Consider the following 24734-nt stretch of genomic DNA (forward strand, 5'->3'; position numbering starts at 1 on the left):
GGTGCCATCATGCCTCGCCCCCGGGACCTGCGGGTTCTGGAGCGCCGCTCCGGGCGTCGAGGGTCGCGGTCAGGTGCTCCACTTCTGGGCGGGGTTCCCCGAGCATTTCAGCAGTTGCAGGGCTGCCCGGTTCTCCCGGTTGGCGCCCGCGATGTCGACGCACATGCCGACGACGGTGTTGACCAGGTCGTGCGCGCCGTTCAGGGCGAACTTCTGGGCGTTGTTGCCGTTGCACCGGGCGATCTGGATGACGGTGCCGTCGCTGAAGTTGGCGTTGGCCACGTCCAGGCACAGGCCCTGGATGCGGATGGTGCCGTCGGACGCGAACTGCCATTTCTGGGCGGGGGCGTTGTTGCAGTCCCACATGTGCAGCGCCTTGCCGTCGCTGAAGTCATGGCCCGGTACGTCGATGCAACGGCCCGAGAGATGACTGCGGAAGGAGACGGGGGCGCTGAAGGTGACGGCCGGAGGAGCGGCCGGCTTGTTCTTGGTGCTGCCGGACTTCTGCTCGGTGCTCTGCTTCTTCGGCGCGGCCGGCTTTTCGGCGTCGTCCTTCTTCGGTGTCTCCTTGGACGTGCCCGCCGCCGGGGCGGACGCGGGGGCCTGCTGCACCGTCTTCGCCGGCTTCTCGGTCTTGTCGGTGTCGTCCTTGCCGGCGCTCGGGGAACCGGCCTCGGTCGGAGTCACCGCGAACTCGCCCGGCGTCTCCTGTCCGCTGCCGGTGAGCACGGTCCCGGCCGCCACGGCCGGCTGCTCGGGGTCCTTGTCGTCGTCCGCGGCAAGCACCAGGAACGGCACCGACACAAGCAGCGCGCCCGCGATCGCGGCCCCGGCCAGCACAGCCTTGCCCGGTCGCCCCACCGGCCCGGTCTGCTGCGGCCGGCCGATCGCGGTGGCGGTCATGGTACGCACGAGCCCGGGCAGCCGGCTCTGCGCTGCGGCAGCGGCACCGGGGTCGGCCTCGGACCGGGTCCCGGAGGAGGTCCCGGTCCGTGGCTCGGCCTCGGACTCGGGCTCGGCGGTCGCGCCCTCGCTGGTCTTCTTCTCGGCCTCACCGGCTTCCGCACCGGCCTTCGGCGTCTCCTCCGCCTCACCTGCTTCCGCGCGGGCCTCCGCCCCGGTCTTCGCCTCCGCCGGCCCGGGCCCAGGACCGGACTTGGGCTCGGTCCCGGTCCTGGGCCCAGGCTCGGACTTGGGCTCGGTCCCGGACCTGGGCTCGGCAAGGGCGGCCGCGGCCGTCTCCTCGCTCTCGGAACCGGACTCCGCGCGAACCCGCGGGGAGGCAGGGGGTTGCTGAGCCGAACGCGTCACGGGGTTCTCCCTGTGGTGTGGGGCCAGGGTTCAGAAGGGCTGTCGGCCCGGTCCGCGGAGGGGCCCGCGGCCGGAGCACCGGCACGGTCCGCCGCGCCGGAAGGTGTTTCGGTCATCTCTTCGGCGGGCGCCTTCTCGCCACCCGCCCCGCGGACGGGGGCGGGCAGACTGCCTGCCGGCACGAGCAGGGGCGCCGCGGCTCCGGCGTTGACCATCAACAGCGTGCCGGGATCGCTCAGCGAGCGGACCAGTTCTTCTGCCGGCAGCGTGTCATGGTGAAGTGCCGTGGACATGAACTCGTGTGCCGGCGAGGTGAACAGCAGCACCACAGGGACCCCGTCCCGCCCGGCGGCCATGAGCGGCCCACCGTCCGGTCGGCGCACCACGGTGATGTCCGCGTCCACGAGCGCCGCGAGCGCCGCTTCCACCGTGCCGTAGCCGGTGGCGGCCCGCTGCGCCGCCGCGTCCACCGGGTCGGTGGGCTCAGGCCAGCCGAGCATCCGCGCCGAGGGGCGGTACACGGGATTGGAGCGGTACTCCCCCACGCTCCCCTCGTCGTCCGACCGCCACTCCCCCAGCACCGCCCACTCCGGCGGCGTCCGGTCCTCGGCCCACTCCGGGTCCGCCACCCCGATCCAGTGCCCCGGCGCCTGGCGGGCAGCGTCCCGCACGGCCTCGGGTATCTCGGGCAGGTCCGCGACCTCGTCGGCACCGGTCGCGAATGACTGATGGTCAGCGGACGGAGCGGAGGCATCAGGCACGAATGACTGGGCGCCCTGCCCGCCCTCTTGCCGTTCTCCGGGCCGCATCTCCACCTGAACTCTTGGGTCCGTACGAATCCTTGAGTGCCGGACGATATGAGCGCACGCCGACATTGATCAAACCGAGCCAACAGGATGCCACACCGGCCCCGTCCGTGGGCGCCCGCCACAGCTCCGTATCGGGACCCCGCGCGCCCGCCTGCTGCCCGAATCGAGAACGATCCGGGAGGGGTCAGGCACCGACGGACAAAATGACGGTAACCGTCGGCGTGGAAGCAACCGTAGCCACCCGGAGACGCCGCGACCGGGCCGAGTGGCAGGTTCAGCAGGGAGCAGGGTGACATTGCCGATGAAGAAGGAGGCGAGGAGGCCCCGGACGAGGGTGGGCTGGTTGTCGAACAGGAGCGGGCCGGGCTGGATTCCGTAGATCGTGAACGCGCCGAGCAGAACGGCGGTGGTGGCGCCCCCGCGCTCCCAGGACCAGCGGACGAAGTCGGCATTGCAGGCGGTGTTGGTGGCGGCCCATCCAGAGGTCGTGCCCCGGCCGGATGGCCCACCTCGCCTGTTCCCCGCGTGTCGCGGACGAGATCACCGACCGGTCCGGCGTGCGGGAGCCGGCACCACGCCAGTTATTTCTTGGCGATCAACTGCCCGGCAGGATTGCGCCCCTGCCGCACGACATGTCGCCGCGTCGGAGACCCGCGCGTCCTGCATGTGTCTTCCGCCCGGATCGTGGATTCGGTCGCTCCGTTTCGGGAACGAATATGTCCTCCGCCCCCTGCCCGGGGCGCCGGCCCAACGGGTTCTGATCGAAGGAGGACGTGGACGTTCATGGCTGACGGCTTCGTGAACGAGCGAGCGGGAGCAGGGCGGCTCACCGCCGCGGCCCGGTGGTGGCGGCGCGCCTTCTCGTACGCGGGTGACGAGCGCGCCACCCTGATGGTCGTCGGGAAGAGCACCCTCGCCGCCACCCTCGCCTGGGTGATCGCGTACGACGTCCTGGACGCCGCCTCGCCCGCATTCGCGCCGTTCTCCGCCGTACTGATCATGCAGGTGACGGTCTACCGCTCGGTCGTACAGTCGCTCCGGTACGTCGGCGCGGTCGTCGCGGGAGTACTGGTCCAAGCCGCACTCGGCTACCTCGCGGGCCCGGATCTGCTGACCTTCGTGCTGGTGGCCCTCATCGCCCTCGCGATCGGCCGCTGGAGCGTTCTGGGTGTCCAGGGGCCGCAGGTCGCCACCGCCGCCTTCTTCGCCTTCTCGACCTACACGTCGTCGTCAGGGGACGCGCAACGGTTCTTCCGGCTGGGAGAGATCGTGGTGCTCGTGCTCATCGGCTGCGCGATCGGCACCGCCGTCAACATCCTCGTGGCCCCTCCCCTGCGCTACCGGAGCGCCGAGTACAGCATCCACAACCTCGCTCGGACCCTCCACGACCTCCTCACCGACATCTATCCGGTGCTCGCCGATCAGGTGCCGGACCAGGACACCGCCGCGAAGTGGCGAACCCGCGCGGCGCGTACCGGCGAGATGATCAAACAGGCCCAGTCGGGGCTCCGGACAGCCAAGGAGAGCACCCTGCTCAATCCGCGCCGCCTGTGGCGCCGCTACCGGGGCCACCCGGGCTTCCAGGGGTACGAGGCCGTGCTCGGCGCCCTGGAGCGCATGCTCTACCAGGTCGCCGCCCTCACCCGCGGCCTCGACCGGTCCCGCGAGGGGGGCGAGGCCCTCCAGCCCTTCCTGCAGCGGTACGGGGCGTTCCTGGAGGCGGGCGGCGCGGTCACCGAGGTGCTGACCACGCTGGACGAGACGACCCTGCTGCAGCAGGCGAAACGGCTGGACCGCCTCACCGACGAGGCCGAAGCGCGCCGCGACGAGGTGATCGAGGTGACCGACCGCCTGTCCTTGTCCCTCGCCGACCCCACCGTCCCGTACGGCGTCCTCGTCACCGAGGCGACCCGGCTCACGGAGGAGTTCCGCTACACCTGCCAGGTCCTGCTCGATGCGGCGAAGGAGGGGTCATGGACGACACGGGGTGCCTGAAGAAGGACACCGGACCGGCCGGGGCCCATGCCCGAACTGCCTGATGTCGAAGGGTTCCGCCGGCAACTGGCCGTCTGCGGCGGACAGCGGCGTGTCACCGGTGTGGACGTGCTCGACGCCGGGGTGCTCCAGGGAGTCTCCGAACAGCGGCTCCGCAGGGAATTGACGGGGGCGCGGCTCGGCGTGCCCCGGCGCCACGGCAAGTGGCTGCTGGTTCCCGCGGGCGACGGCCGGACCCTCGCCTGGCACTTCGGTATGACGGGCTCACTGCGGTGCTGCTCCCCTCAGGAACGGATCCACCGGCACGACCGCCTGATCGTGACGCTCGACGACGGGCCGCAATTGCGCTACCGCGACCAGCGCAAGCTGAAAGGGATCTCCTGGATGCGGGGCCCCGCCCTCGACCGCCTTCTGGGCAAGCTCGGTCCGGACGCCCTGACCGTGACGCCGACGGAGTTCGAGGACGCGCTGTCCCGGCGACGGGCCCCGGTCAAGAACGCGCTCATGAACCAGTCGGTCGTGGCCGGCCTCGGAAATCTGCTCTGCGACGAGATCCTCTGGCAGGCGCGTGTCGACCCGCGGACGCCGGCACGCGACCTGGACGCCGCAGCCCGCCGACGCGTCCACGGGACGATGGAACGCGTCCTGCGTACGTCCGTGAGGGCCGAGCGTGTACCCCCCGAGCCCTCATGGCTGACCGGCCGGAGAGACGCGTCGGAACCGACCTGTCCTCGTTGTGGCAGGCCCCTGGAATCGATGCGCATGGCCGGCCGCCGCACGGTCTGGTGCCCGCACTGCCAGACCTGACGAGGGCAGGCCGTGAGGATCCCGGCCCGCCCTCAGCCCTGCCGGTGCTCCGCCGCGGCCCTGATGCCCTCGAGGGTGGCGTCCATGCCCTTGCCCAGTTCGTCGAAGCGGTAGGCGATGATCGCCTCCTCGTGCTCGGGCGTACGCTCGATGTAGGCGCTGAGTCCGCTGCGACCGGGCCCGATCGTGACCGACTGACGCAGCACGGTGCCGTCGCCGTCGGGGGCGAGCGTGAAGGACCAGGTCGCCATCCGGTGTTCCGGCGCCTCGGCCGACTCGCCGTAGCGGCCGTCGACGTCCAGGACGCACCAGGTGAGGGTCCGGCCGGGCTCGAACTCGGTGACGTGGGCGATGGTGCGCCAACGGCCGTTCACGGGGTGCTCGTTGTGCCCGATGTAGCGCGCGCCCGCCGCCGGGGAGGTGGCGCCGTCCTGCCACTCCACCTCCAGCAGCTCGGGACTCCATCCGGCCATGGCCTCGACATCGGCCACGATCTCCCAGACGCGCGCGGGTCCGGCGGAGATCCGGATCTCACGGTGCGTGCTGGGCCCATCGGCGTATCGCATGACAACTCCCCCTGCGGAAACGGTCGTTCGCCGTTTCCGCGAGGGAGGATTCCACGAGCTCCCTCCCGGGGTGCGACCGGGGGTGCGACACCCCCTCGCCTCTTCGCGGATCGCCGCGGTCCGGCATCGGGACGGCCGTTTCCCCGTGGGCGTGGAGCCGCGCTCCACGCCCACGGCGTCCAGGCCGGTCACACGTCGCCTCGTGACCTTCGCCGGTCCTCGCCGCAGCGGCCGCGACCCGGCCGGCGCGCAGCTGACCTTCTCCCCCACCGGGCACCGGTACGGATCGTGTACCGGTGCCGGGTCGAGGAGTGATCACCGGCTGCTGCCGGGCGGATCCAGGGCTACTGCAGACGGCCCGGCAGCACCGTTCCGGGTTCGGCGGCGGCGACGCCCGTCCCCTCCGTCTTCGGATTGCGCCGCTGCCGTCTGGCCACCCAGGTGGCGAACCAGGAGAGCAGCATGCACATACCGATGTAGATGGGCGAGATCACCATGACCACGGGGATGAACGGCAGATCGTAGTCGAGGTTCGACGCGATCAGCTTGCCTGCGTGGAGGAACTCCTCGTAGGTGATCAGATAGCCCAGCGAGGTGTCCTTGAGCGCCACCACCAGCTGGCTGATGATGGTGGGCAGCATCGCTCGGACGGCCTGCGGGGCCAGGACGTGGGTGGTGACCTGCGTCTTGCGCATGCCCAGCGCGTACGCCGCCTCCCGCTGTCCCCGCTCCACGGAGTTGATCCCGGTCCGGAAGACCTCGGCGAGCACGGACCCGTTGTAGAGGGTCAGTCCGGCCACCAGCGCCGGCAGCGGCTGGACCTTGAGGGCGACGAAGATGAAGAAGATCATCACCAGCACGGGCATGGCCCGGAAGAATTCGACCAGCAGCGTCGAGATCCAGCGCACCGGTCTGTGGTCGGAGAGCCGCCCGACGGCGAGCACCGCCCCGAGCGCGAGGGAGAGGACCGCGGCGTACGCGAAGGCCTTCAGGGTGTTGCCGAGTCCGCGCAGCAGCAGTTCCTGGATGCCCTTGTAGGTGAAGGGCGTCCACTTGTCGCTGGTGAACTGGTCGGTGTCGAAGAGGAGATAGAGGATCCAGCCGAGCACCACGAGGATCACGGCCGTCGAGACGATGCCGTAGAGGAAGTGCCGCTTGCGGGTGGCGGGCCCGGGGATGTCGTAGAGCGCGGAGGCGGAGGCGGTGGAGTGGGTCATCGGGCGACTCCCCAGCGCTTCTCCAACACGTTGAAGATCGCGCTGATGGCGAGGGTGATGATCAGGTAGCCGACGGCGATCCAGATGAAGGACCAGATGATGCTGTAGCCGAGTTCGTTGAGGGTCTTGTAGGTGCCCAGCAGCTCGGTGACGCTGAATGCCCCGGCGATCGCGGAGTTCTTGGCGAGGGCGATGAGCGTCGAGCCCACCGGCGGGATCACGGAGCGGAAGGCCTGGGGCAGCACCACGTTGCCCAGGGTCTGCCCGAAGGACATCCCGAGGCTCCGGGCCGCCTCGCCCTGTCCTGTGGGCACGGTGTTGATGCCGGAGCGCAGGGCCTCGCAGATGAAGGCCGAGGTGTAGCAGCCGAGGGCGAGGACCGCGAAGACCTGGAAGGGCAGGACCAGGCCGAAGCGCGGCAGACCGAGCAGCACGGCGAAGAACAGCAGGGTCAGCGGGGTGTTGCGGAGCACCGCGACCCAGACGGTGCCGATCACCCGGAGCGAGCCGACCGGCGCGACCCGGAACGAGGCCATGACGAAGCCGAGCACCAGCGCCAGGATCGAGGCGTAGACGGTGAGTTCGACGGTGCCGAGGAAGCCCTTGCCGTAGAGCGACCAGTTCTCTGTCAGTACATCCATGGTGGTGGCCGGCCCCTCAGTTCGACGGGTAGCGGTCGATGGGCGGCGGTTTCGGGGCGGGTACCCCGGACAGGCCCAGAGTCGCCTCGAACGCCTTCTTCCAGTTGCCGTTCTTCTCGTTGGCCTCCAGGGCGTCGTTGAGTGCGGCGCGCAGCGCGTTGTCACCGCGCGGGAGGCCGATGCCGTACGGCTCCTCGGAGAAGGGCTTGCCGACCACCTTCATCTCGTCCGGTGCCTTGGCGGCGAAGCCCAGCAGGATGGCGTCGTCGGTGGTGACGGCGTCGACCTGGAAGGTCAGCAGGTTGTCGACGCAGATCGAGTACGTGTCATAGGCGACGAGTTTCGCCTCGGGGTAGTCGGCGGCGATGCGCTGGTACGGCGTGGACCCGGCTGCCGAGCAGACCGTCTTGCCCGCCAGGTCCTGCGGGCCGTGGATGTCGTTCTCGTCGGTGCGCACCAGCAGCCCCTGGCCGGCCATGTAGTAGGGCCCCGCGAAGCCGACGAGCTTCTTGCGCATGTCGTTGATCGTGTAGGTGCCGACGTAGTAGTCGATCTGCCCGTTCTGGAGTGCCGTCTCCCGGTTGGCTGAGGCGATGGTCCGGAAGCGGATCGTGTCCGGATCGAAGCCGAGGGAGGCCGCCATCATGCGGGCGATCTCGATGTCGAAGCCGGAGTAGATCCCGGTGGCCGGGTCCTTCTCGCCGAGGTAGGGCTGGTCCTCCTTGGCGCCGACGACGAGATAGCCACGCCTCTTGGCCTTCTTCCAGGTCTTGGATTCCGGCAGTGAGAAGTTGGTGTCGACCTTGTACCGGGGCAGCGCCCCGGCCTTCGGCCCCTTGACCGGCGGGCTGCCCTCCCTGCCGCAGCCGGCGGAGAGCGCGGCGATCAGGAGGCAGACCAGCACGGCCGCGATGTTCCTCGTACGCAACACGGTGCCCCCTGTCAGTGCTTGAGGATCTTGGACAGGAAGTCCTTGGCGCGGTCGCTCTCCGGGGAGGTGAAGAAGTCCTCCGGCGTGCGGTCCTCGATGATGCATCCGTCGGACATGAAGACGACGCGGTTGGCCGCGGACCGGGCGAAGCCCATCTCGTGCGTGACGACCACCATGGTCATGCCCTCGCGGGCGAGCTGCTGCATGACTTCGAGGACCTCGTTGATCATCTCCGGGTCCAGGGCGGAGGTGGGCTCGTCGAAGAGGAGCGCCTTGGGGTCCATCGCGAGGGCGCGGGCGATGGCGACGCGCTGCTGCTGGCCGCCGGAGAGCTGCGCGGGAAACTTGTCCGCCTGCGAGGCCAGCCCGACCCGCTCCAGAAGTTCCCGGGAGCGCTGGTCGGCCTCGTCCTTCTTGCGCTTGCGGACCTTGAGCTGGGCGAGCGAGACGTTCGCCAGCACGGTCTTGTGGGCGAACAGGTTGAACGACTGGAAGACCATGCCCACTTCGGCCCGGAGCTCCGCGAGGCCCTTCCCCTCCTCGGGGAGCGGCCTGCCGTCGATGGCGATATGACCGGACTCGATCGTCTCGAGCCGGTTGATCGTCCGGCAGAGCGTTGATTTACCCGATCCGGAGGGGCCGATGACCACCACCACCTCCCCGCGGCCGACGGTGAGATTGATGTTCTGCAGTACGTGCAACTTCCCGAAGTGCTTGTTGACGTCCCGCAGCTCGATCAACGGATCGACGGCCATACGCTGCCCTACCCACTTATCGCTTGTGTCGAGGTCAGCGCAAACTATCCGGGGTGAACACGCGCTTCGGGGCCGACACGCACCGGCGGCACATAAGGCTGTTTATCGCGTTTTGGCCTCGGGGCCGCTCTCCGCCGACTCCGCGTACATCTCGGAGAGCTCGGGGCTTCCCGACATCGCCCAGTCCAGGCCGGCGGTGACCACATCGATCTCCCGCCCGGAACCCAGGCGCACCACGGGCTTTCCGCCGGCCAGGATGTCCCAGGCGGCCCCGGGGACGGTCCGCACCAGTACGGTGCCGAGGTAGAGGCCCGCGTCGTTGCCCACCCAGGGCAGCTCCTCCGGGTCGTCCCGCCAGATCGGCGTCAGCTGGTCGAGCGCGGACAACGAGGCGGGGCTGTCGTCGAGTTCGAGGCCGCACTGCCCTGCCCGGGCGCGCAGCAACTCGCATTCCGCGAACAGCTCGGCCACCCCGTCCGGATCGGTCTCGACGGCGGCCGCCAGAGCCATCGCCCGTGTACCGCCTTGGCGCTTCCGCCAGTTGTCCAGGAAGGGAATGTTCATACCACCAGGATCCCATCCCGGACGGCTTCCGCACCGCAGGGCGCGCGATTGTTCCGGTCCCGGGACCCACCCCGTACACCCGCCGGCCACCTCTTTAGGGTAAGAGGATGACGTCGCAGAACTATCTTTCCGAACTCTTCTCGCTGGAAGGCCGGGTCGCCGTGGTGACCGGCGGCAGCTCCGGCATCGGCCGGGCCATCACAGGCGCCCTCGCGCACGCCGGCGCGAGCGTCGTGGTCGTGGCACGCAGGGAGGCGGAACTGGTGCGGACCGTCGGTGAACTGGAAGCCGACGGCTGCCGGGCGGCCTGGGTGAGCGCCGACCTCGGGACCACCGAAGGCGTGCGTACGGCCGGCGAGGGGGCGGCCGCCGCGTTCGGCGAGCCCGACATTCTCGTCAACTGCGCGGGCATCAACCTGCGGCCGCCGATGAGCGAGCTCGACGAGGACGTCTGGGACACCACGATGACGGTGAACCTCAAGGCCCCCTACCTGCTGGGCCGCCGGTTCGGACCGGGCATGGCGGAGCGCGGCTTCGGCCGGATCATCCACATCACCTCCCAGCAGGCGCACCGGGCGTTCGTGCAGAGCGGGGCGTACGGGGTCTCCAAGGGCGCGCTGGAGTCACTGGCCCGCTCGCAGGCCGAGGCATGGTCGCCGTACGGGGTCACCTGCAACACACTGGTGCCCGGATTCGTGATGACGCCGCTCAACGAGCGGCTGTCGTCCGACCCCGAGCGGGTGGCGGCGCTGGCCGCCCGCACGATGGTGGGACGCAACGGGCTGGCCCAGGACTTCGCGGGCGCCGCGGTGTTCCTCGCGAGTGCCGCCTCCACCTACGTCACCGGGCAGTCGCTGTTCGTCGACGGCGGGTTCTCCGTGCACTGAGGCGATCCGGATACGCGGGATGCCGCCCCGGCAAGGGGCGGCATCCGCAGCGCGTTCGCGTTCTCAGCTCCGGGCGTCCGGGGCCGGCTCCCCGGTTTCGGCGGCGACCGCCGCGGCGACGTCGGACGACGCCACGTCCTTGTCGACGCCCAGCCCTGTGAGCACGCCCGCGCCTCCCTCGAACTCCAGCACGGCCAGCACGATGTGCCCGGTCCCGATGAAGTCGTGGCCGAGGCGCAGGGCCTCCCGGAAGGTGAGTTCGAGGACCTTGCGGGCCCCCACGTCGTACGGGATCAGATCGGGCACCTCGCCGGCCGCAGCGGGCAGGGCGAGTGCCGCCGCCTCCCGGACCGCTTCCAGTGAGACCCCCTGCCCTACGATCACCTGGGCACCGAGGGAGTCCGGCTCGGCCAGGAGGCCCAGGACCAGGTGCCCCACCCCCACCTCGTCGTTGCGGGCGGCGTGGGCCTCGTTGCTGGCGCCCATGACGACGTTCCTGGCCTGCTGGTCGAACTGGCCGAAGCCCTGGCTCGGATCCAGGTCCGAGGCCTCGCCGGGCTTCTTGGGCACGAACCTCTTCTGGGCCGCCTGCCGGGTGACGCCCATGCTCCGGCCGATGTCCGTCCACGACGCACCGGAGCGGCGCGCCTGGTCCACGAAGTGACCGATGAGGTGGTCGGCGATCTCACCCAGGTGATCCGCGGCGACCACCGCTCCGGAGAGCTGTTCCAGGGTGTCGCTATGGGACTCCTTGATCGCGTCGATCAGGTCGTCGAGGCGGATGGGCGGATTGGCGCGCAGCGGCTTCGTCATGAGGCAACCCTAGGTTGACACCCATGACTCGTCAACCCGAAGTTGACACTTGAAACCGGCCGTCAGACGTCGAGGTCCACGACCACCGGGGCGTGGTCGGAGGCTCCCTTGCCCTTGCGCTCCTCGCGATCGACGTAGCTGTCCTTGACCGCCGCCGCGAAGGGGGCGTTGCCGTAGACCAGGTCGATGCGCATGCCCTTGTTCTTCGGGAAGCTGAGCTGGCGATAGTCCCAGTAGGTGTACGGGTGGTCGTACTTGAGGGGGCGCGGCACCACGTCGGAGAGCCCTTCCTCGCGCAGCGTCGCGAGCGCGGCCCGCTCGGCGGGGGTGACGTGGGTGGCGCCGACGAACAGCGCCGGGTCCCAGACGTCGTCGTCCGTCGGCGCGATGTTGAAGTCGCCGAGGACCGCGAACGGCAGCGTCCCCGCCGCGTCCGCGGCGACGGCCTTCTGCAGGGCCTCCAGCCAGCGCAGCTTGTAGGCGTAGTGATCGTGGGCGACCTCGCGGCCGTTGGGGACGTAGACCGACCAGACGCGGGCGGGGCCGCACGTCGCCGAGACGGCCCTCGGCTCCTGCACTCCCTCGTAGTCCGGGCCGTCGGGCAGGCCCGTCACGACGTCCGCGAGGCCGACGCGGGAGAGCAGCGCCACGCCGTTCCACCGGCCCGTGGCGTTGACCGCGGACTCGTAACCCGCCTCGCGCAGCGCTTCGGAGGGGAACTGCTCCAGCGTGCATTTGGTCTCCTGGAGGCAGAGCACGTCCGTGCCGCTGCTCTCCAGCCAGGCCAGCAGCCTGGGGAGCCGGGCGGTGATCGAGTTGACGTTCCACGTGGCGATGCGCATGCAGTAAACCTAACCGCTCCCACTGACAGCCGGGTCAGAGACGGGTCGCGTCGCCCGGTGCCAGCCGGCCGTGGTCCGCGCCGCCCAGTGCGCCGATCTGCGTGTCGTAGATCGGGCGGGCGAGGTCGGTGAGCAGGGCGTCGTGGATGTCGATCGCACGGCGCGGCTTCACCTCGCGTACGTAGTCGATGACCTCCGAGATCTTGCTCCAGGGGGCCATGACCGGCAGCATCAGCGTGTCCACGGGGTGGTCGGGCACCGTGAAGGCGTCGCCGGGGTGGAAGACCGAACCGTCCACGAGGAAACCGATGTTGGTGATCCTCGGGATGTCCGGGTGGATCACCGCGTGCAGTTCTCCGTGCACCTGTACGTCGAGCCCCGCGGCGGTGAACGTGTCGCCGTGGCCGACCGTGTGCACGCGCCCCGGGAACGCGGCGGACACCTGCTCGGCCACGCTGCGCAGGGTCCACACGCGCGCGGCGGGATTGGACGCCAACGCCGCGCGCAGCCGCGCCTCGTTGAAGTGATCCGGGTGTTCGTGCGTCACCAGGATCGCGTCGGCACCGACCGCGGCGTCGTCCTCGGCGAACCCACCGGGGTCGATGACGAGCGTCTGCCCGTCCCGCTCCAGGCGGACGCAGGAGTGAATCTTCTTGGTGAGGGTGAGAGACGAAGCGTTCATGCACCCATCCTGCTACGCGGGCGGGGTGGTTTCCTCCTGGATCACGGACTGCGCGATCTCGAACGCCGCGCTTGCCGCCGGGATGCCGCAGTAGACGGCGGTCTGGAGCAGCACCTCCTTGATCTCGACCGGTGTGAGCCCGTTGCGCAGGGCCGCCCTGACGTGCTGCGCGAGCCCGCCCAGGTGTCCGGACGCGACGACGGCGGTGAGGGAGACGCAGCTGCGGGCCCTGCGATCGAGGCCCTCCCTGCTCCAGATCTCGCCCCAGGCGTAGCGGGTGAGGAGGTCCTGGAAGTCGTCGGTGAAGGGGTCGGACGCGGCCGTCGCGGCGTCCACGTGCGCGTCGCCCAGCACCTCGCGCCGGACCTTCATCCCCCGGTCGTACCGGTCGCTTCGTCCCGTAGGGGAGGCGTCGGGCAGGTCGGCCGCGGCCGCGATCTCCGCGACGGGGACGACGGGGGCGAACGGGGCGGAGAAGCCGGGGGCGGAGAAGCCCGGGGACGGCGGCACGGGGATCGACGCCAGGGTGTCCTGCCAGGCGGTCGAGAAGTGCATCAGCAGCAGGTCGGTGACGGCGGCGGGCTGCTCGACCGGGGCCAGGTGGGAGGCTCCGGGGACAAGGGCGAGCCGGGCGTCCGGGATGCCCGCGACGAGGGTCCGGGCCTCGGCGGGGCCGGTGACCTTGTCCTCCGCCCCGACCAGGACGAGGGTCGGCACTCCGATGCGGGGCAGTTCCGTACGGATGTCGAAGGCGGCCAGGGCCTCGCAGGAGGCGATGTAGCAGCCGGGGTCGGTGGTGCGGACCATCTGGACGGCCCACTCGACGATGGCCGGCTGGGCGGCGGCGAAGCCGGGGGTGAACCAGCGCTCCGGGGAGGTCCGGGCGATCGGCTCCAGGCCGTTGCTGCGGACGATCACCCCACGCTGCCGGAATTCGTCGGCGGTGCCGAAGCGGGGCGACGCGGCGACGAGCGCGAGGGCGGCGACCCGGTGCGGGTGGCGCAGCGCGAGGTCGGCGCCCACGGCGCCGCCGATGGAACAGCCGGCGTATCCGAAGCGCTGGACGCCGACGCTGTCCAGTGTGGCGAGGAGGCGGTCGGCCAGGTCGGTGACCGCGGCGGCGGGGTACGCGGGGGCTCCGCCGTGCCCGGGGAGGTCGTAGCGGAAGATCCTCCAGTGCTGGGAGAGCTCCGGTATCTGGCGGTCCCACATGTGCCAGGTGGTGCCGAGCGAGGGCCCGATGACCAGGACGGGGGCGTCCTCCGGACCGTCGAAGCGGTACTGCAGCAGCCGCCCGGGCCCCTGTGCCGTCTGCGGGCCCGGGGCGGGCTGCGGGGCCTGCGCCGCAGGACCGGCCGGCTGCGCACCGCCGGGCCCCTGGGGCTGCCGCGGTACCTGCGGCTGGGCGTGCTGCGGGCCGGGGGCGGGCGGCGGGGCCTGCGGCTGGGTGTCCTGCGGCCCGGGGGGCTGCGGCGAGTGCGGCTGGGCGGGCGCCGGCTGCGGGACCTGCGGCTGGTCGTACGGCTGCGCCGGGGCGGACTGACCTGCGTACGGCTGGGCGTACTGCGGCCCGGAAGCGAGCTGCGGAGCCGGGACGGGCGCCTGCTGCGGAGGCGGGGCGGCCGCCTGCGGCGGCTGCGCAGCCGCCGGCCCTGGGGCCTGCGCGTACACCTGGCCGGGCACGGGCTGGGGGGCCTGGGGCAACTGCCGGATCACTTCGCCCTGCAGGGGCTCGGGGTTGGCCGTCCGCGGGGGCCGGGCGGGCTGCGGGGTCGTCTCGCTCACTTCACTCACTCGCTCCAGGGTAATGAGCAGCCCGTCCGCTCCCCGTCAGGGGGTCGACGCGGAGACCACGTAGACGACCGGGGCCGCCGGATCGGTCATGTTGACGGTGATGTTCTGGGTGGGGCGCGGGTCCTTGTTCTTGTGGACCGTGCCGGCCCAGTCGACGCCCGGTCCGAAGTACCACCCGGTGATCTTGATGTCCCGTTCGCCGATGGTGACCTTGCCGGTCTCCAGCGCGGCACGGCCGGTGCCGACACCGCTCAGGAAGCGGTCGAGCCCGGCGGATGTCGTACGGAACTTCACGTACATCCGGCTGGCTTTCCAGTTGTTCGTCTCGTAGTACTGGACCCCCTGCGCATTGCCCGGAATGGGCAGCTCGAAGATCCGGCGCTGCATGCCGGACGGCCAGTCCTCGCGCAGCCCCTGGGCTGCGGCCTCGGCTTCCTTGTCCTTGCCGGAGCGGCGGCTCTGGCCCGCGGAGATCACCAGGTAGCCGGCCGGGATGCCGATGAGCAGCACGATGATGGTCAGCGTGATCAGGCGCCGTCTGATCACCCTGCGCCGGTCCTCCGGGGGCGTGCCGTCGCCGTCCCCGGAGGACCCGGACGACCCCGAAGAACCCGAGGCGCCGGAGGAGCCCGAGGAACCGGACGACCCGGATGACCCGGAAGGGCCGGACGTAGGAGGCTGGCGCGGCACGATGTGATGCTCGGCTGCGGTCATGATCGGTGATCCCTCGAAGCTGCGGTACGGAGCGGGGTGCGGAGCGCCGGAAGCCGCGGCGCGCGACCCCCGGTCACTCGACGGGGCGGGTGCTGCGCGTGTTCCGGATGGTGCTCGCGGCCTGGTCGTAGAACTGCGCGTACCGCTCGTAGCGCTCGACCCGGCGGCGGTTGGTCCGCCGGAACCTGCGGGCGACCAGACGGGCGAGGTCCGCGGCGCCGACCATACCCGCCTCGGGGCCGAGCTGGGCCTTCGCGATGCGGGCCTCCGGGCGGTAGCCGCGGCCGGTGAGGTGGCGTTTGAAGGCGTCCCTGGCCGGGCCGATCAGCAGGTCGTCGGCGGCGCTGACGCCCCCGCCGATGACGAAGCAGGACGGGTCGAGGGCGGCAGCGAGATTGGCGATGCCCACGCCGAGCCACTGGCCGATGTCCTGGAGGAGCTCGACGCACATGGCGTCGCCCTCGCGGGCCAGCTCGGTGATGAGCGGCCCGGTGATGTCGGGGATGTTGCCCTTGACCCGCTCGATGATGCCGTGCGCCACCGGGGAGTCCGCCGCGGCCAGCTCCCTGGCCTCGCGCACGAGGGCGTTGCCCGAGCTGTACTGCTCCCAGCAGCCGCGGTTGCCGCACGGGCAGCGGTGCCCGCCGGGCACCACCTGCATATGGCCGAACTCACCCGCGACGCCGTACTTGCCCCGCTTGACGTGCCCGTCCTCGAGGATCGCGCCGCCGATGCCGGTGCCCAGCGTGATCATGACCAGATGGTCCTCGCCGCGGCCGGCGCCGAAGCGCCACTCCGCCCAGGCCGCCGTGTTGGCGTCGTTGTCGACCATCACGGGGACCACCAGCCGGGAGGCGATGGCGTCGCGGAGGGGTTCGTCGCGCCACGCCAGGTGCGGGGCGAACAGCACCTTGGAGCGGTCCGCGTCGACCCAGCCCGCCGCACCGATCCCGACGGCGTGCACATCGTGCCGGTCGGAGAGGTCCAGGACCAGCTCGACGATGGTGTCCTCGACGACCTTGGGGCTCTTGGACTTGTCCGGCGTTTCGGTGCGCAGGGTCTCCAGGATGTTGCCGTCGGCATCGACGACTCCGGCCATCACCTTCGTCCCGCCGATGTCGATGCCGACCGTGGGAACCCTGGGTGCCGTGAGGTGCGAACGCCGCTCCTTGGTGCCGACGGTCCGCAGGACGGTGGCGCGGGCGGAGCCGCGGTGTGTGAAGTCGCGGTACGTGCTCATCGTCCCTGCGCAGGTCGGGGGGCCGGTCGGTGATCCGTCCGGCGGCGGACGGCGCCCGCCGCACACGATTCTGCCATTCCCCCCGCCCCGGAACCGGTCTCCGGCTCCGGGGCGGGGGGTGCGGAACGGGGTTTACGGGGTGTCGTCACCGACTGGCCGGCCGCCGAGGTCGTCCGGCGAGGGGGCTCGTTCGAGCTCGTGGCTGAGCTCGTCGAGCTCGCTCCCACCGGCCATCTGGCGGGTCAGTTCGTCGAGTGTGACGTCGTCCTTCGTGTGGCTTGCGGACATCGCGCCACGCTTGAGCAGCACGAACCGGTCACCCACGAGGTACGCGTGGTGAGGGTTGTGCGTGATGAGGACCACGCCGAGCCCGGCGTCCCTGGCGGCCGCGACGTACTTGAGCACGACCCCCGACTGCTTGACGCCCAGCGCCGCGGTCGGCTCGTCGAGGACGAGGACCTTGGCGCCGAAGTACACGGCACGGGCGATGGCCACGCACTGGCGTTCACCGCCTGACAGGGTGCCGATGGGTTGATCGACGTCACGCAGGTCGATGCCCATGCGCAGCAGTTCCGCGCGGGTCGTCTCGCGCATCCGCCGTACGTCGAGGCGCTTGAAGGGGCCGGAGCCCTTCGTCGGCTCGGAGCCGAGGAAGAAGTTGCGCCAGACCGGCATCAGCGGAACGACGGCCAGGTCCTGGTAGACGGTGGCGATGCCCCGGTCCAGGGCGTCGCGGGGGTTGGCGAGCGTGGTCTCCTCGCCCTCGATCAGGAAGGTACCGGCGTCGTGCCGGTGCAGCCCCGCGATGATCTTGATGAGAGTGGACTTGCCGGCGCCGTTGTCGCCGAGGACGCAGGAGATCTCCCCCGCGCGCACCTCCAGCGAGACGTTCTCCAGGGCCTTGATGTTGCCGTAGTACTTGCTGACGCCGTCGAGCTCGACGAGCGCCGGGCCGGCCGTGTCCCGGGGGGCCGGAGCCTGGGTGGCCGTCATTTCGTCGCCTCCGCACGCTTGCGTACCCATGCGTTGAGCAGGGTGGCCAGGAGCAGCATCGCTCCCAGGAAGAACTTGAACCAGTCGGGGTTCCACTCCGCGTAGACGATGCCCTTGCTGGTCATGCCGAAGATGATCGCGCCGATGGCGGACCCGATCGCGGAGCCGTAGCCGCCGGTGATCAGGCAGCCGCCGATGACGGCCGCGATGATGTAGATCAGCTCGTTGCCGACGCCCTCGCCGGACTGGACCACGTCGTACGAGAAGAGCAGGTGCTGTCCGGAGACCCATGCGGCGAAGGCGACCCCGAGGTAGAGCCCGATCCGCGTACGGATCACCGGGACGCCGACCGCGCGTGCGGCGTCGGCCTCGCCGCCGACGGCGAAGATCCAGTTGCCGAAGCGGGTGCGGATCAGGATCCAGGTGGCGATCGCGACGAGCGCCGCCCACCACAGGATGGTGACCTTCAGCTCGACGTCGCCGATGGTGAGGTAGGACGCGAAGACCTTGCGGGCGGAGTCGAAACCCTCCATGTTCCCGATGGCCTTGGTCGACACGGTGCCGCTGATCAGCTTGGTGAAGCCGAGGTTCAGGCCGGTCAGCATGAGGAACGTGCCGAGCGTGATGATGAAGCTCGGGAGCTTGGTGCGGGTCAGCATGAAGCCGTTGAACGCGCCGAAGCCCAGGGTGACCAGCAGCGACACGAAGACGCCGACCCAGACGTTGGCGGTCATCTGGTAGCTGAACATCGAGGAGATCAGCGCCGAGCTGGTCACCATCACACCCGCGGAGAGGTCGAACTCGCCGCCGATCATCAGGAGCGCGACGGGCGCCGCCATGATCCCGATGGTGGAGGCCGCGTACAGCACCGTGCCGAGGCTGGAGGCCTGGAGGAAGCTGTCGGCGACGATCGCGAAGAAGAGGAAGACGGCCGCGGCGCCGACGACCGAGCCGAGCTCGGGCCGGCCGAGGAGCTTGCGCAGCGGGGAGGTGCGCAGCAGGCGTTCGTCGGTGTGGGGCGCCGCCGGTTGCCCGGTCGCGGTCATCGGGTCCCCCGGTTCGTGTACTCCGCCAGCGCGTCGGCGTCGTCGCGGGTGATGACCTGCGGGCCGGTCAGGACGGGCAGGCCGCCGCCGAGCACGTTCTGGTTGTAGCGGTAGAGCCAGAGCAGGTCGACGGCCTCGTACCCCTGGAGGTAGGGCTGCTGGTCGACCGCGAAGCCGAGCGTCTTGTTCTGGAGGCCGGTCACGACGCTCGCGTTGAGGTCGAAGGTGTCGATCTCGGCCTTGCTGCCCGCGGTCTGCTTCGCCTTGACGGCGGCGGCGGCGAAGGGGGCACCGAGGGTGACGACCGCGTCGATGTCCTGGTCGGAGTCGAGCTTGGCCTCGATGGACGCCTGGACGTCGGGCATGTTGGTGCCGTCGACATAGAGGTTCTGCATCGTTCCGCCGAAGGTCTTCTTCGCCCCGGCGCACCGCTGCTCGTGGCCGACGTTGCCCTGCTCGTGCAGGACGCAGAGCACCTTCTTGCGGTCCCGCTTGTCGAGCTCGTCGCCGACGGCCTCGCCCGCGATGGACTCGTCCTGGCCGATGTGGGTGAGCGCGCCGAAGGCCTTGGACTCGGCGGAGCCGGAGTTCACGGTGATCACGGGGATGCCCGCCTTCACCGCCTTGGCCACGACGGTCTTCATCGAGTCGGGCTTGGCCAGCGAGACGATCAGGCCGTCGACCTTCTTGTCGATCGCGGTCTGGACGAGCTCCGCTTGCTGCTGGCCCTCGTCGCTGTGCGAGTAGAGGAAGTTGATGTTGTCCTTGACGGCCGCCTGCTTGGCGCCCTTCTGGACGATGTCCCAGAAGGTGTCGCCATCACCCGAGTGGGTGACCATGGCGAACGTCCAGCGGGGCGTGTTCACCGCGGACCGGCCTTCGGCGGCCTGAGCGGCGCGCTCCTCCGCCCGCTTGCCGCCGGTGCTGCTGCATCCCGCGAGGGAGGCTGCCAGTACCGCTGCCAGCACGGCGCCCATCGCGCGTACCCCTGTCCGAACCCTTGCCACGACGCCGTGCCCTTCTTGTGCTGCTCGCTGTGCTGCCTGGTGAAGCCGGGGAGGGCGGACTCGCCGCCCGGCGGGCCAAGTATCCCCGAGCCCGGACCGGCGTGGACCGGCAGGGGCGCGGTCCGCGCCCTCCCGTCGTTCTAGCGACCTAGCATGACCGCGTCAATGTTTTTGTCCGAACATTCTTACCGGAGGCCGCCGGCCCGGGGTTCAGGGCCGGACGAGCAGCTGGAACTCGAAGGCGTACCGCGAGGCCCGGTAGACGTGCGAGCCGAATTCGACCGTCCGCCCGCCGTCGTCGAAGGTGGTGCGTTCCATGGTCAGCAGCGGGGCGCCCGCGGGCTCCGCGAGCAGCTCACCCTCCTCGGCGGTGGCGGCGCGGGCTCCCACGGTCTGCCGGGCACTGTGCAGGGTGATTCCTGTGGCACGCATCATCCGGTACAGGCCGGTCGACTCCAGCCGCTCGGTGGAGAGGTCGAGCAGCTGCGGCGGCAGGTGGTTGCGCAGGAGCGCCACGGGCTCGTCGTGCGCGTAGCGCACCCGCTCGACGAGATGGACGTCACTGCCCTCCTCGACACCGAGCGCGGCGGCCACCTCGGGTGCCGCCGGCTCGACCGTGTTGCTCAGGACGCGGGTCGCCGGTTTCCGGCCGGCCGTGTCCAGGTCGTCGTAGAGGCTGCTCAGTTCGAGCGGGCGCTTGATGCGGCTGTGCACGACCTGGGTGCCGACACCGCGCCGTCGCACCATCAGCCCCTTGTCGACGAGGGACTGGATGGCCTGGCGGACGGTGGGCCGGGAGAGTCCGAGCCGTGCGGCGAGCTCGAGTTCGTTGCCGAGAAGGCTGCCCGGTGCGAGCCGCCCCTGCTCGATGGCCGCCTCCAGCTGCTGGGCCAGCTGGTAGTAGAGCGGGACGGGGCTGGTGCGGTCCACGCCCAGCCCGAGGGCGGCGGAGTCGGCGGCGGGTTTGGGCACGGCACGGAGCGTACCCCGTACGGGCGCACCGCACCCTTCGATTTGTCAGGACATATAGTTGACAGTGCGCCTGGGGGGCGGCACGTTGGGTCCATGCGCATCGGACTCATCGGCACGGGCCGCATCGGTTCCTTCCACGCGGGCGCCCTGGCACGCCACCCCGCGGTCGCCTCCCTGGTGGTGACGGATCCCGACGCCGCCCGCGCCTCGGTGGTCGCGGCACGGACGGGGGCCACAGCCCTCGCGTCCGCGGAGGAGGTCCTCGGTGCGGGAGTGGACGCCGTCGTGATCACCTCGGCCACCGCGGCGCACGCGGATCTCATCGGCCGGGCGGCCCGGGCCGGCCTGCCCGCCTTCTGCGAGAAGCCCGTCGCACTGGACCTGGCGGGCACGCTGGGCGCGCTGCGCGAGGTCGACCGGGCCGGCAGTGTGCTCCAGCTCGGCTTCATGCGCCGGTTCGACACGGGCTACGCCGCGGCGCGCGCCGCCGTGCGCGGCGGGTCCCTGGGCCGGCTGCACACCGTGAGGGCGGCGACCTCCGACCCCGCTCCCCCACCCGCCGCCTATCTCCCGCTCTCCGGCGGGCTGTTCAGGGACTGCCTGGTGCACGACTTCGACATCCTGCGCTGGGTGACGGGCCGCGAGGTGACCGAGGTGTACGCGACCGGGTCCGACGCGGGCCCTGCGATGTTCCGGGAGGCGGGCGACGTGGACACGGCAGCGGCGCTGCTGACCCTGGACGACGGCACGCTCGCCACGGCGACGGCCACCCGGTGCAACGGGGCCGGTTACGACGTACGCATGGAACTGGCGGGTGAGCGGGACCAGATCGCGGTCGGCCTCGACGACCGTACGCCGCTCACGTCCGTCGAGCCGCAGGGGCCGCCCGCTCCCGCCAAGCCGTGGCCGGGCTTCCTGGAGCGGTTCGCCCCGGCGTACGAGGCGGAGCTGGACGCGTTCCTCGCCGTCGTACGCGGAGAGCTTCCGAACCCGTGCGACGGCCGGGAGGCGCTGCACGCGCTGCGCGTCGCCGAGGCGTGCGAGCTGTCGCGCCGGGAGCGCCGTCCCGTACGGATGGCGGAGATCGCCGAGGCCTGACCGTCCTCCCCCGCCGCGCACCGGGCGGTGAGGCCTCTACCAGGCCACCGGCAGGCTCAGCGGGCCCCGGATCAGCATGCCCGTACGCCAGGACAGGCCGGCCGGGTCCACGTCGAGCCGCAGCTCCGGGCAGCGTTCGAGGAGCGACCGGATGGCGATGCGGGCCTCGATGCGGGCCAGTGGCGCACCCAGGCAGTAGTGGATGCCGTGGCCGAAGGCGACGTGCCCGCGGGCGTCCCGCGTGATGTCGAAGCGGTCGGCGTCCGGGTAGCGGGCGGGATCGCGGTCGCAGTCGGCCATCGCGACCAGGACGAGCTCGCCACCGCCGGGGATCACCGTGCCCGAGACGTCGAGCGGGTCGGTGGTGAAGCGGTAGGTGGGGGTCTCGACCGGCCCCTCGTAGCGGAGCGTCTCCTCGACCGCGTTGTCGATCAGCCCGAAATCCGTGCGCAGCGCGGCGAGTTGGCCGGGATGCGTCAGCAGACTCAGGACGCCGTTGGAGATGAGGTTGACCGTGGTCTCGTGTCCGGCGACGAGCAGCAGCCAGGCCATGCCCATGAGTTCGTCGGCGGAGAGCTGGTCGCCGTCGTCGTCCGACGTGTGGATGAGCGCGCTCATCAGGTCGTCCCCGGGGGCCGCGCGCTTCTCCTCGACCAGCCCGGCGAGGTACGCGGTCATCGCTGCTTTGGCCCGGCCGCGCGCCTCGGCGTCGAGGGACGAGACGGCGGTGTCGGACCATGCGCGGAAGGCCTGCCGGTCCAGGGACGGCACACCCAGCAGTTCGCAGATGACGGCCATCGGCAGGGGGACCGACAGCGACTTGACCAGGTCGGCGGACCGGCCGGGGCCGCCGGTCATGGAGTCGAGGAATCCGTCCGTCATCTCCTGGACGCGCGGGGCGAGCCGTTCCATACGGCGCGGGGTGAACTCCCGGGCCACGAGCCTGCGCAGCCGGGTGTGGACCGGGGCGTCGCTGCCCAGCATGGACGTGCCCACGGACACCTTGCCGACGCCGAGCGAGGGCGACGCGGCGCGCCAGTCCTTGGAGAGCCGCTGGTCGGCGAGGAGGGCTCTCCCCGCGTCGTACCCGACGACCAGCCAGGCCTCGGCGCCCTCCGGGATGCGGACCCGGTGGACCGGACCGAGGGCACGTAAGCGCGCGTAGACGGGATACGGGTCGCGGATGAAGTCCTCGCCGAGGGCTCCGAGGTCGAGCAGGGCCTGGGTGGTCAACGCGTTTCCCTTCAGACCGGGCGGGCGGAGAGAACGGTCCCCTGCGCGACCGCGCACAGGGTCTCCGCCCCCTCGTCGTCCACGGTGTACAGGTCGCAGCGCACGACGGCCTGTCTGCGGCCGGTGTGGACCACCTCGGCACGGGCGCTCAGGGTGCGGCCGCTCGCCGGCCGGACGTACTGGATCGAGAATCCGCCGGTCAGGACGGCCGCTCCGAGCGTCGTCCCGGCGGCGAAGGTCAGCGCGTTGTCGGCCGCGTAGGAGAGCACCCCGCCGTGCAGGAACCCGTTCTGCTGGGTGAGCTCCTTGCGCACGTCGACCTCGAGGGCGGCCGCGCCGCCCCCGAACGCCGTGATCCGCGCGCCGACGAGCCCGCTGAACGGCTGGCTGTCGAGGATCTGCTGCGCCGTGTCCAGGGTGAGTTCGGTCATGGACGCCATCTCACCTCACCAGCGCACCGGAAGGCGGCGGACGCCCCGGAGCAGCAGCCCGGGCAGCCAGTCGGGCTCCCCTCCGTCCGGGTCACGGACGAGTCCGGGGCAGCGCTCCAGCAGGGCGCGGATCGCGATGCGGCCCTCCATCCGGGCCAGTGGAGCGCCCAGGCAGAAGTGGATGCCGTGCCCGAAGGCCAGGTGCCCCTGCGCCTCGCGCCGGATGTCGAAGGTGTCCGGGTCCGGATAGCGGCCGGGGTCCCGGTCCCCGGAGCCCAGGGCGACCAGCACGGCCTCGCCCCGCGGTATGACGACCGGGCCGATCGCGACGGGTCCGCGGGTGAAGCGGAAGGTGGCCGTCTCCACCGGCCCGTCGTAGCGGAGCATCTCCTCGACGGCGCCGTCGATCAGCTCCGGCCGGGCGCGGAGCAGGGCCAGCTGGTCCGGGTGGTCGAGCAGCGCGCGCACGCCGTTGGCGATCAGGTTCACGGTCGTCTCGTGTCCGGCGACCAGGAGCAGGAAGGCCATGCCGATCAGTTCGTCCGGCGACAGGCGGTCGCCCTCGTCGTCGTGCGCCTGGATCAGGGCGCTCATCAGGTCGTCGCCCGGGGCACACCGCTTGTCCTCGACCAGCTCTTCCAGGTAGGCGCCCATCGCGTGGACCGCCTCGCTCTCCTTCTCCGGCGAGACGGGCGTGACGATGGCGTTGGACAGCAGGCGGAAGGCGTCCCGGTCGATGTCGGGTACGCCGAGGAGCTCGCAGATCACGGTCATCGGCAGCGGGAAGGCGAACGCGTCGATGAGATCGGCGCTCCCGGCGGGCACCATCGCGTCGAGGAGGTCCCGGGTGATCTGCTCGACGCGCGGACGCAGCGCCTCGATCCGCCGGGCCGTGAATTCGCGTGCGACGAGTTTGCGCAGCCTGGTGTGGTGCGGGGCGTCCATCTCCAGCATGTTGGCGTTGATCGGGTTGCTCGACGCGGACAAGAGCTCCGTCGTACGCCAGTCCTTGCTGAACCGCTGGTCGGCGAGGGCCGCACGGGCATCCTCGTAACCGACGATCATCCAGATGCGCTCGAAGTCGTCGGTACGGACCTGGTGCACCGGCCCCTCGGCGCGCATTTTCGCGTAGTACGGATACGGATTCGCGCTGAAGTCCGCCACCCCGCGCAGATCGACCACTGTCATCGTCCGCCCCCTCCTCCGGTCTGACCGGTTCAGCCTAGGCGGCTGTCCGGCGCCCCGTCCTCGTCCTCATGGAGGAGACCCGCGTCCTCGACGACCACGGGCTCTTCGTCAACATCGTGCTGCTCGTGACCGGCGGAGCCGTGATGGTCGCGGCGGACTCGATCAGGACGTGACGCAGGACGCGACGGCAGGACGCGG

26 protein-coding genes and 1 pseudogene are annotated in these 24734 nt (G+C 70.8%); 5 read left to right on the forward strand and 22 right to left on the reverse strand.

Annotation, left to right across the window (positions count from 1 at the left end):
• Positions 1-69: 69 nt before the first annotated feature.
• The 3 genes and pseudogenes from ACIBCU_RS14570 to ACIBCU_RS14580 form a co-directional block, all read right to left on the reverse strand.
• On the reverse strand, positions 70-1311 hold the full coding sequence (locus ACIBCU_RS14570) for a ricin-type beta-trefoil lectin domain protein (protein WP_399231591.1): 1242 nt from the start codon (positions 1309-1311) through the stop codon (positions 70-72).
• Complete coding sequence (locus tag ACIBCU_RS14575) at positions 1308-2120, reverse strand: type VII secretion system-associated protein (RefSeq protein ID WP_399231593.1); 813 nt, start codon at positions 2118-2120, stop codon at positions 1308-1310. The genes ACIBCU_RS14570 and ACIBCU_RS14575 overlap by 4 nt, the downstream gene beginning before the upstream one ends.
• A gap of 248 nt (positions 2121-2368) precedes the next feature.
• A pseudogene (locus tag ACIBCU_RS14580) lies at positions 2369-2534 on the reverse strand (tripartite tricarboxylate transporter permease); the annotation flags it as partial.
• Positions 2535-2903: 369 nt separating this feature from the next.
• On the opposite strand from ACIBCU_RS14580, the gene ACIBCU_RS14585 reads away from it, so the two are divergent.
• The gene (locus ACIBCU_RS14585) at positions 2904-4115 is read left to right on the forward strand and encodes an aromatic acid exporter family protein (RefSeq protein ID WP_399231595.1); all 1212 of its coding nucleotides are present in this window, start codon (positions 2904-2906) and stop codon (positions 4113-4115) included.
• A gap of 27 nt (positions 4116-4142) precedes the next feature.
• On the forward strand, positions 4143-4922 hold the full coding sequence (locus ACIBCU_RS14590; RefSeq protein ID WP_399231597.1) for an Fpg/Nei family DNA glycosylase: 780 nt from the start codon (positions 4143-4145) through the stop codon (positions 4920-4922).
• A gap of 32 nt (positions 4923-4954) precedes the next feature.
• On the opposite strand, the gene ACIBCU_RS14595 is transcribed toward ACIBCU_RS14590, so the two are convergent.
• From ACIBCU_RS14595 to ACIBCU_RS14620, 6 genes are all read right to left on the reverse strand, one after another.
• The gene (locus ACIBCU_RS14595) at positions 4955-5488 is read right to left on the reverse strand and encodes an SRPBCC family protein (protein WP_362935626.1); all 534 of its coding nucleotides are present in this window, start codon (positions 5486-5488) and stop codon (positions 4955-4957) included.
• A gap of 344 nt (positions 5489-5832) precedes the next feature.
• Positions 5833-6705 carry an amino acid ABC transporter permease gene (locus ACIBCU_RS14600; protein ID WP_362935629.1) on the reverse strand — a complete coding sequence of 291 codons (873 nt, stop codon included), beginning with the start codon at positions 6703-6705 and terminating at the stop codon, positions 5833-5835.
• Positions 6702-7346, reverse strand: coding sequence for an amino acid ABC transporter permease (locus ACIBCU_RS14605; protein WP_362935632.1), 645 nt, complete (start codon positions 7344-7346; stop codon positions 6702-6704). The genes ACIBCU_RS14600 and ACIBCU_RS14605 overlap by 4 nt, the downstream gene beginning before the upstream one ends.
• 16 nt (positions 7347-7362) lie before the next feature.
• Positions 7363-8277, reverse strand: a complete 915-nt coding sequence (locus ACIBCU_RS14610) for a glutamate ABC transporter substrate-binding protein (RefSeq protein WP_362935635.1) — start codon at positions 8275-8277, stop codon at positions 7363-7365.
• An 11-nt stretch (positions 8278-8288) separates the two neighbouring features.
• Positions 8289-9032, reverse strand: coding sequence for an amino acid ABC transporter ATP-binding protein (locus ACIBCU_RS14615; RefSeq protein ID WP_362935638.1), 744 nt, complete (start codon positions 9030-9032; stop codon positions 8289-8291).
• A gap of 102 nt (positions 9033-9134) precedes the next feature.
• The gene (locus tag ACIBCU_RS14620) at positions 9135-9596 is read right to left on the reverse strand and encodes a DUF6278 family protein (protein WP_362935641.1); all 462 of its coding nucleotides are present in this window, start codon (positions 9594-9596) and stop codon (positions 9135-9137) included.
• Positions 9597-9703: 107 nt separating this feature from the next.
• On the opposite strand from ACIBCU_RS14620, the gene ACIBCU_RS14625 reads away from it, so the two are divergent.
• A complete protein-coding gene (locus ACIBCU_RS14625; RefSeq protein ID WP_362935644.1) occupies positions 9704-10483 on the forward strand; it encodes an SDR family oxidoreductase in 780 nt (259 codons plus the stop codon).
• Positions 10484-10546: 63 nt separating this feature from the next.
• Here the strand turns inward: ACIBCU_RS14625 and ACIBCU_RS14630 are convergent, their stop codons facing one another.
• From ACIBCU_RS14630 to ACIBCU_RS14650, 5 genes are all read right to left on the reverse strand, one after another.
• Positions 10547-11296, reverse strand: coding sequence for a Clp protease N-terminal domain-containing protein (locus ACIBCU_RS14630; protein WP_399231601.1), 750 nt, complete (start codon positions 11294-11296; stop codon positions 10547-10549).
• 62 nt (positions 11297-11358) lie between these two features.
• Positions 11359-12138, reverse strand: a complete 780-nt coding sequence (locus ACIBCU_RS14635; protein WP_362935650.1) for an exodeoxyribonuclease III — start codon at positions 12136-12138, stop codon at positions 11359-11361.
• A 34-nt stretch (positions 12139-12172) separates the two neighbouring features.
• On the reverse strand, positions 12173-12820 hold the full coding sequence (locus ACIBCU_RS14640; RefSeq protein WP_362935653.1) for an MBL fold metallo-hydrolase: 648 nt from the start codon (positions 12818-12820) through the stop codon (positions 12173-12175).
• A 12-nt stretch (positions 12821-12832) separates the two neighbouring features.
• Positions 12833-14110 carry an alpha/beta fold hydrolase gene (locus ACIBCU_RS14645; RefSeq protein ID WP_399231690.1) on the reverse strand — a complete coding sequence of 426 codons (1278 nt, stop codon included), beginning with the start codon at positions 14108-14110 and terminating at the stop codon, positions 12833-12835.
• Between the two features lie 540 nt (positions 14111-14650).
• Positions 14651-15160 carry a hypothetical protein gene (locus ACIBCU_RS14650; protein ID WP_362935656.1) on the reverse strand — a complete coding sequence of 170 codons (510 nt, stop codon included), beginning with the start codon at positions 15158-15160 and terminating at the stop codon, positions 14651-14653.
• Between ACIBCU_RS14650 and ACIBCU_RS14655 the strand changes: the two genes are divergently transcribed.
• Positions 15138-15311 carry a hypothetical protein gene (locus ACIBCU_RS14655; protein WP_399231604.1) on the forward strand — a complete coding sequence of 58 codons (174 nt, stop codon included), beginning with the start codon at positions 15138-15140 and terminating at the stop codon, positions 15309-15311. The genes ACIBCU_RS14650 and ACIBCU_RS14655 overlap by 23 nt on opposite strands.
• Before the next feature lie 90 nt (positions 15312-15401).
• On the opposite strand, the gene ACIBCU_RS14660 is transcribed toward ACIBCU_RS14655, so the two are convergent.
• From ACIBCU_RS14660 to ACIBCU_RS14680, 5 genes are all read right to left on the reverse strand, one after another.
• Complete coding sequence (locus ACIBCU_RS14660) at positions 15402-16568, reverse strand: ROK family glucokinase (protein WP_356714477.1); 1167 nt, start codon at positions 16566-16568, stop codon at positions 15402-15404.
• 132 nt (positions 16569-16700) lie between these two features.
• The gene (locus ACIBCU_RS14665; RefSeq protein ID WP_362935663.1) at positions 16701-17561 is read right to left on the reverse strand and encodes an ATP-binding cassette domain-containing protein; all 861 of its coding nucleotides are present in this window, start codon (positions 17559-17561) and stop codon (positions 16701-16703) included.
• Complete coding sequence (locus tag ACIBCU_RS14670) at positions 17558-18607, reverse strand: ABC transporter permease (RefSeq protein ID WP_362935666.1); 1050 nt, start codon at positions 18605-18607, stop codon at positions 17558-17560. The genes ACIBCU_RS14665 and ACIBCU_RS14670 overlap by 4 nt, the downstream gene beginning before the upstream one ends.
• Positions 18604-19584, reverse strand: a complete 981-nt coding sequence (locus tag ACIBCU_RS14675; protein ID WP_362935798.1) for a sugar ABC transporter substrate-binding protein — start codon at positions 19582-19584, stop codon at positions 18604-18606. Before ACIBCU_RS14675 ends, ACIBCU_RS14670 begins: the two co-directional genes overlap by 4 nt.
• Before the next feature lie 240 nt (positions 19585-19824).
• Entirely contained in the window at positions 19825-20586 is a 762-nt protein-coding gene (locus tag ACIBCU_RS14680) for a GntR family transcriptional regulator (protein WP_399231608.1), read from the reverse strand.
• Positions 20587-20679: 93 nt separating this feature from the next.
• Between ACIBCU_RS14680 and ACIBCU_RS14685 the strand changes: the two genes are divergently transcribed.
• Entirely contained in the window at positions 20680-21684 is a 1005-nt protein-coding gene (locus tag ACIBCU_RS14685; protein WP_399231611.1) for a Gfo/Idh/MocA family oxidoreductase, read from the forward strand.
• Positions 21685-21720: 36 nt separating this feature from the next.
• On the opposite strand, the gene ACIBCU_RS14690 is transcribed toward ACIBCU_RS14685, so the two are convergent.
• The 3 genes from ACIBCU_RS14690 to ACIBCU_RS14700 are packed head-to-tail and all read right to left on the reverse strand — an operon-like array spanning position 21721 to position 24536.
• On the reverse strand, positions 21721-22917 hold the full coding sequence (locus tag ACIBCU_RS14690) for a cytochrome P450 (protein WP_399231613.1): 1197 nt from the start codon (positions 22915-22917) through the stop codon (positions 21721-21723).
• Between the two features lie 11 nt (positions 22918-22928).
• The gene (locus tag ACIBCU_RS14695; RefSeq protein ID WP_362935678.1) at positions 22929-23348 is read right to left on the reverse strand and encodes a PaaI family thioesterase; all 420 of its coding nucleotides are present in this window, start codon (positions 23346-23348) and stop codon (positions 22929-22931) included.
• A 15-nt stretch (positions 23349-23363) separates the two neighbouring features.
• A complete protein-coding gene (locus ACIBCU_RS14700) occupies positions 23364-24536 on the reverse strand; it encodes a cytochrome P450 (RefSeq protein WP_399231616.1) in 1173 nt (390 codons plus the stop codon).
• Positions 24537-24734 lie beyond the last annotated feature (198 nt).

Source organism: Streptomyces sp. NPDC051064, from assembly GCF_044455985.1.
In the GTDB taxonomy this organism is placed as follows: Bacteria; Actinomycetota; Actinomycetes; order Streptomycetales; family Streptomycetaceae; genus Streptomyces.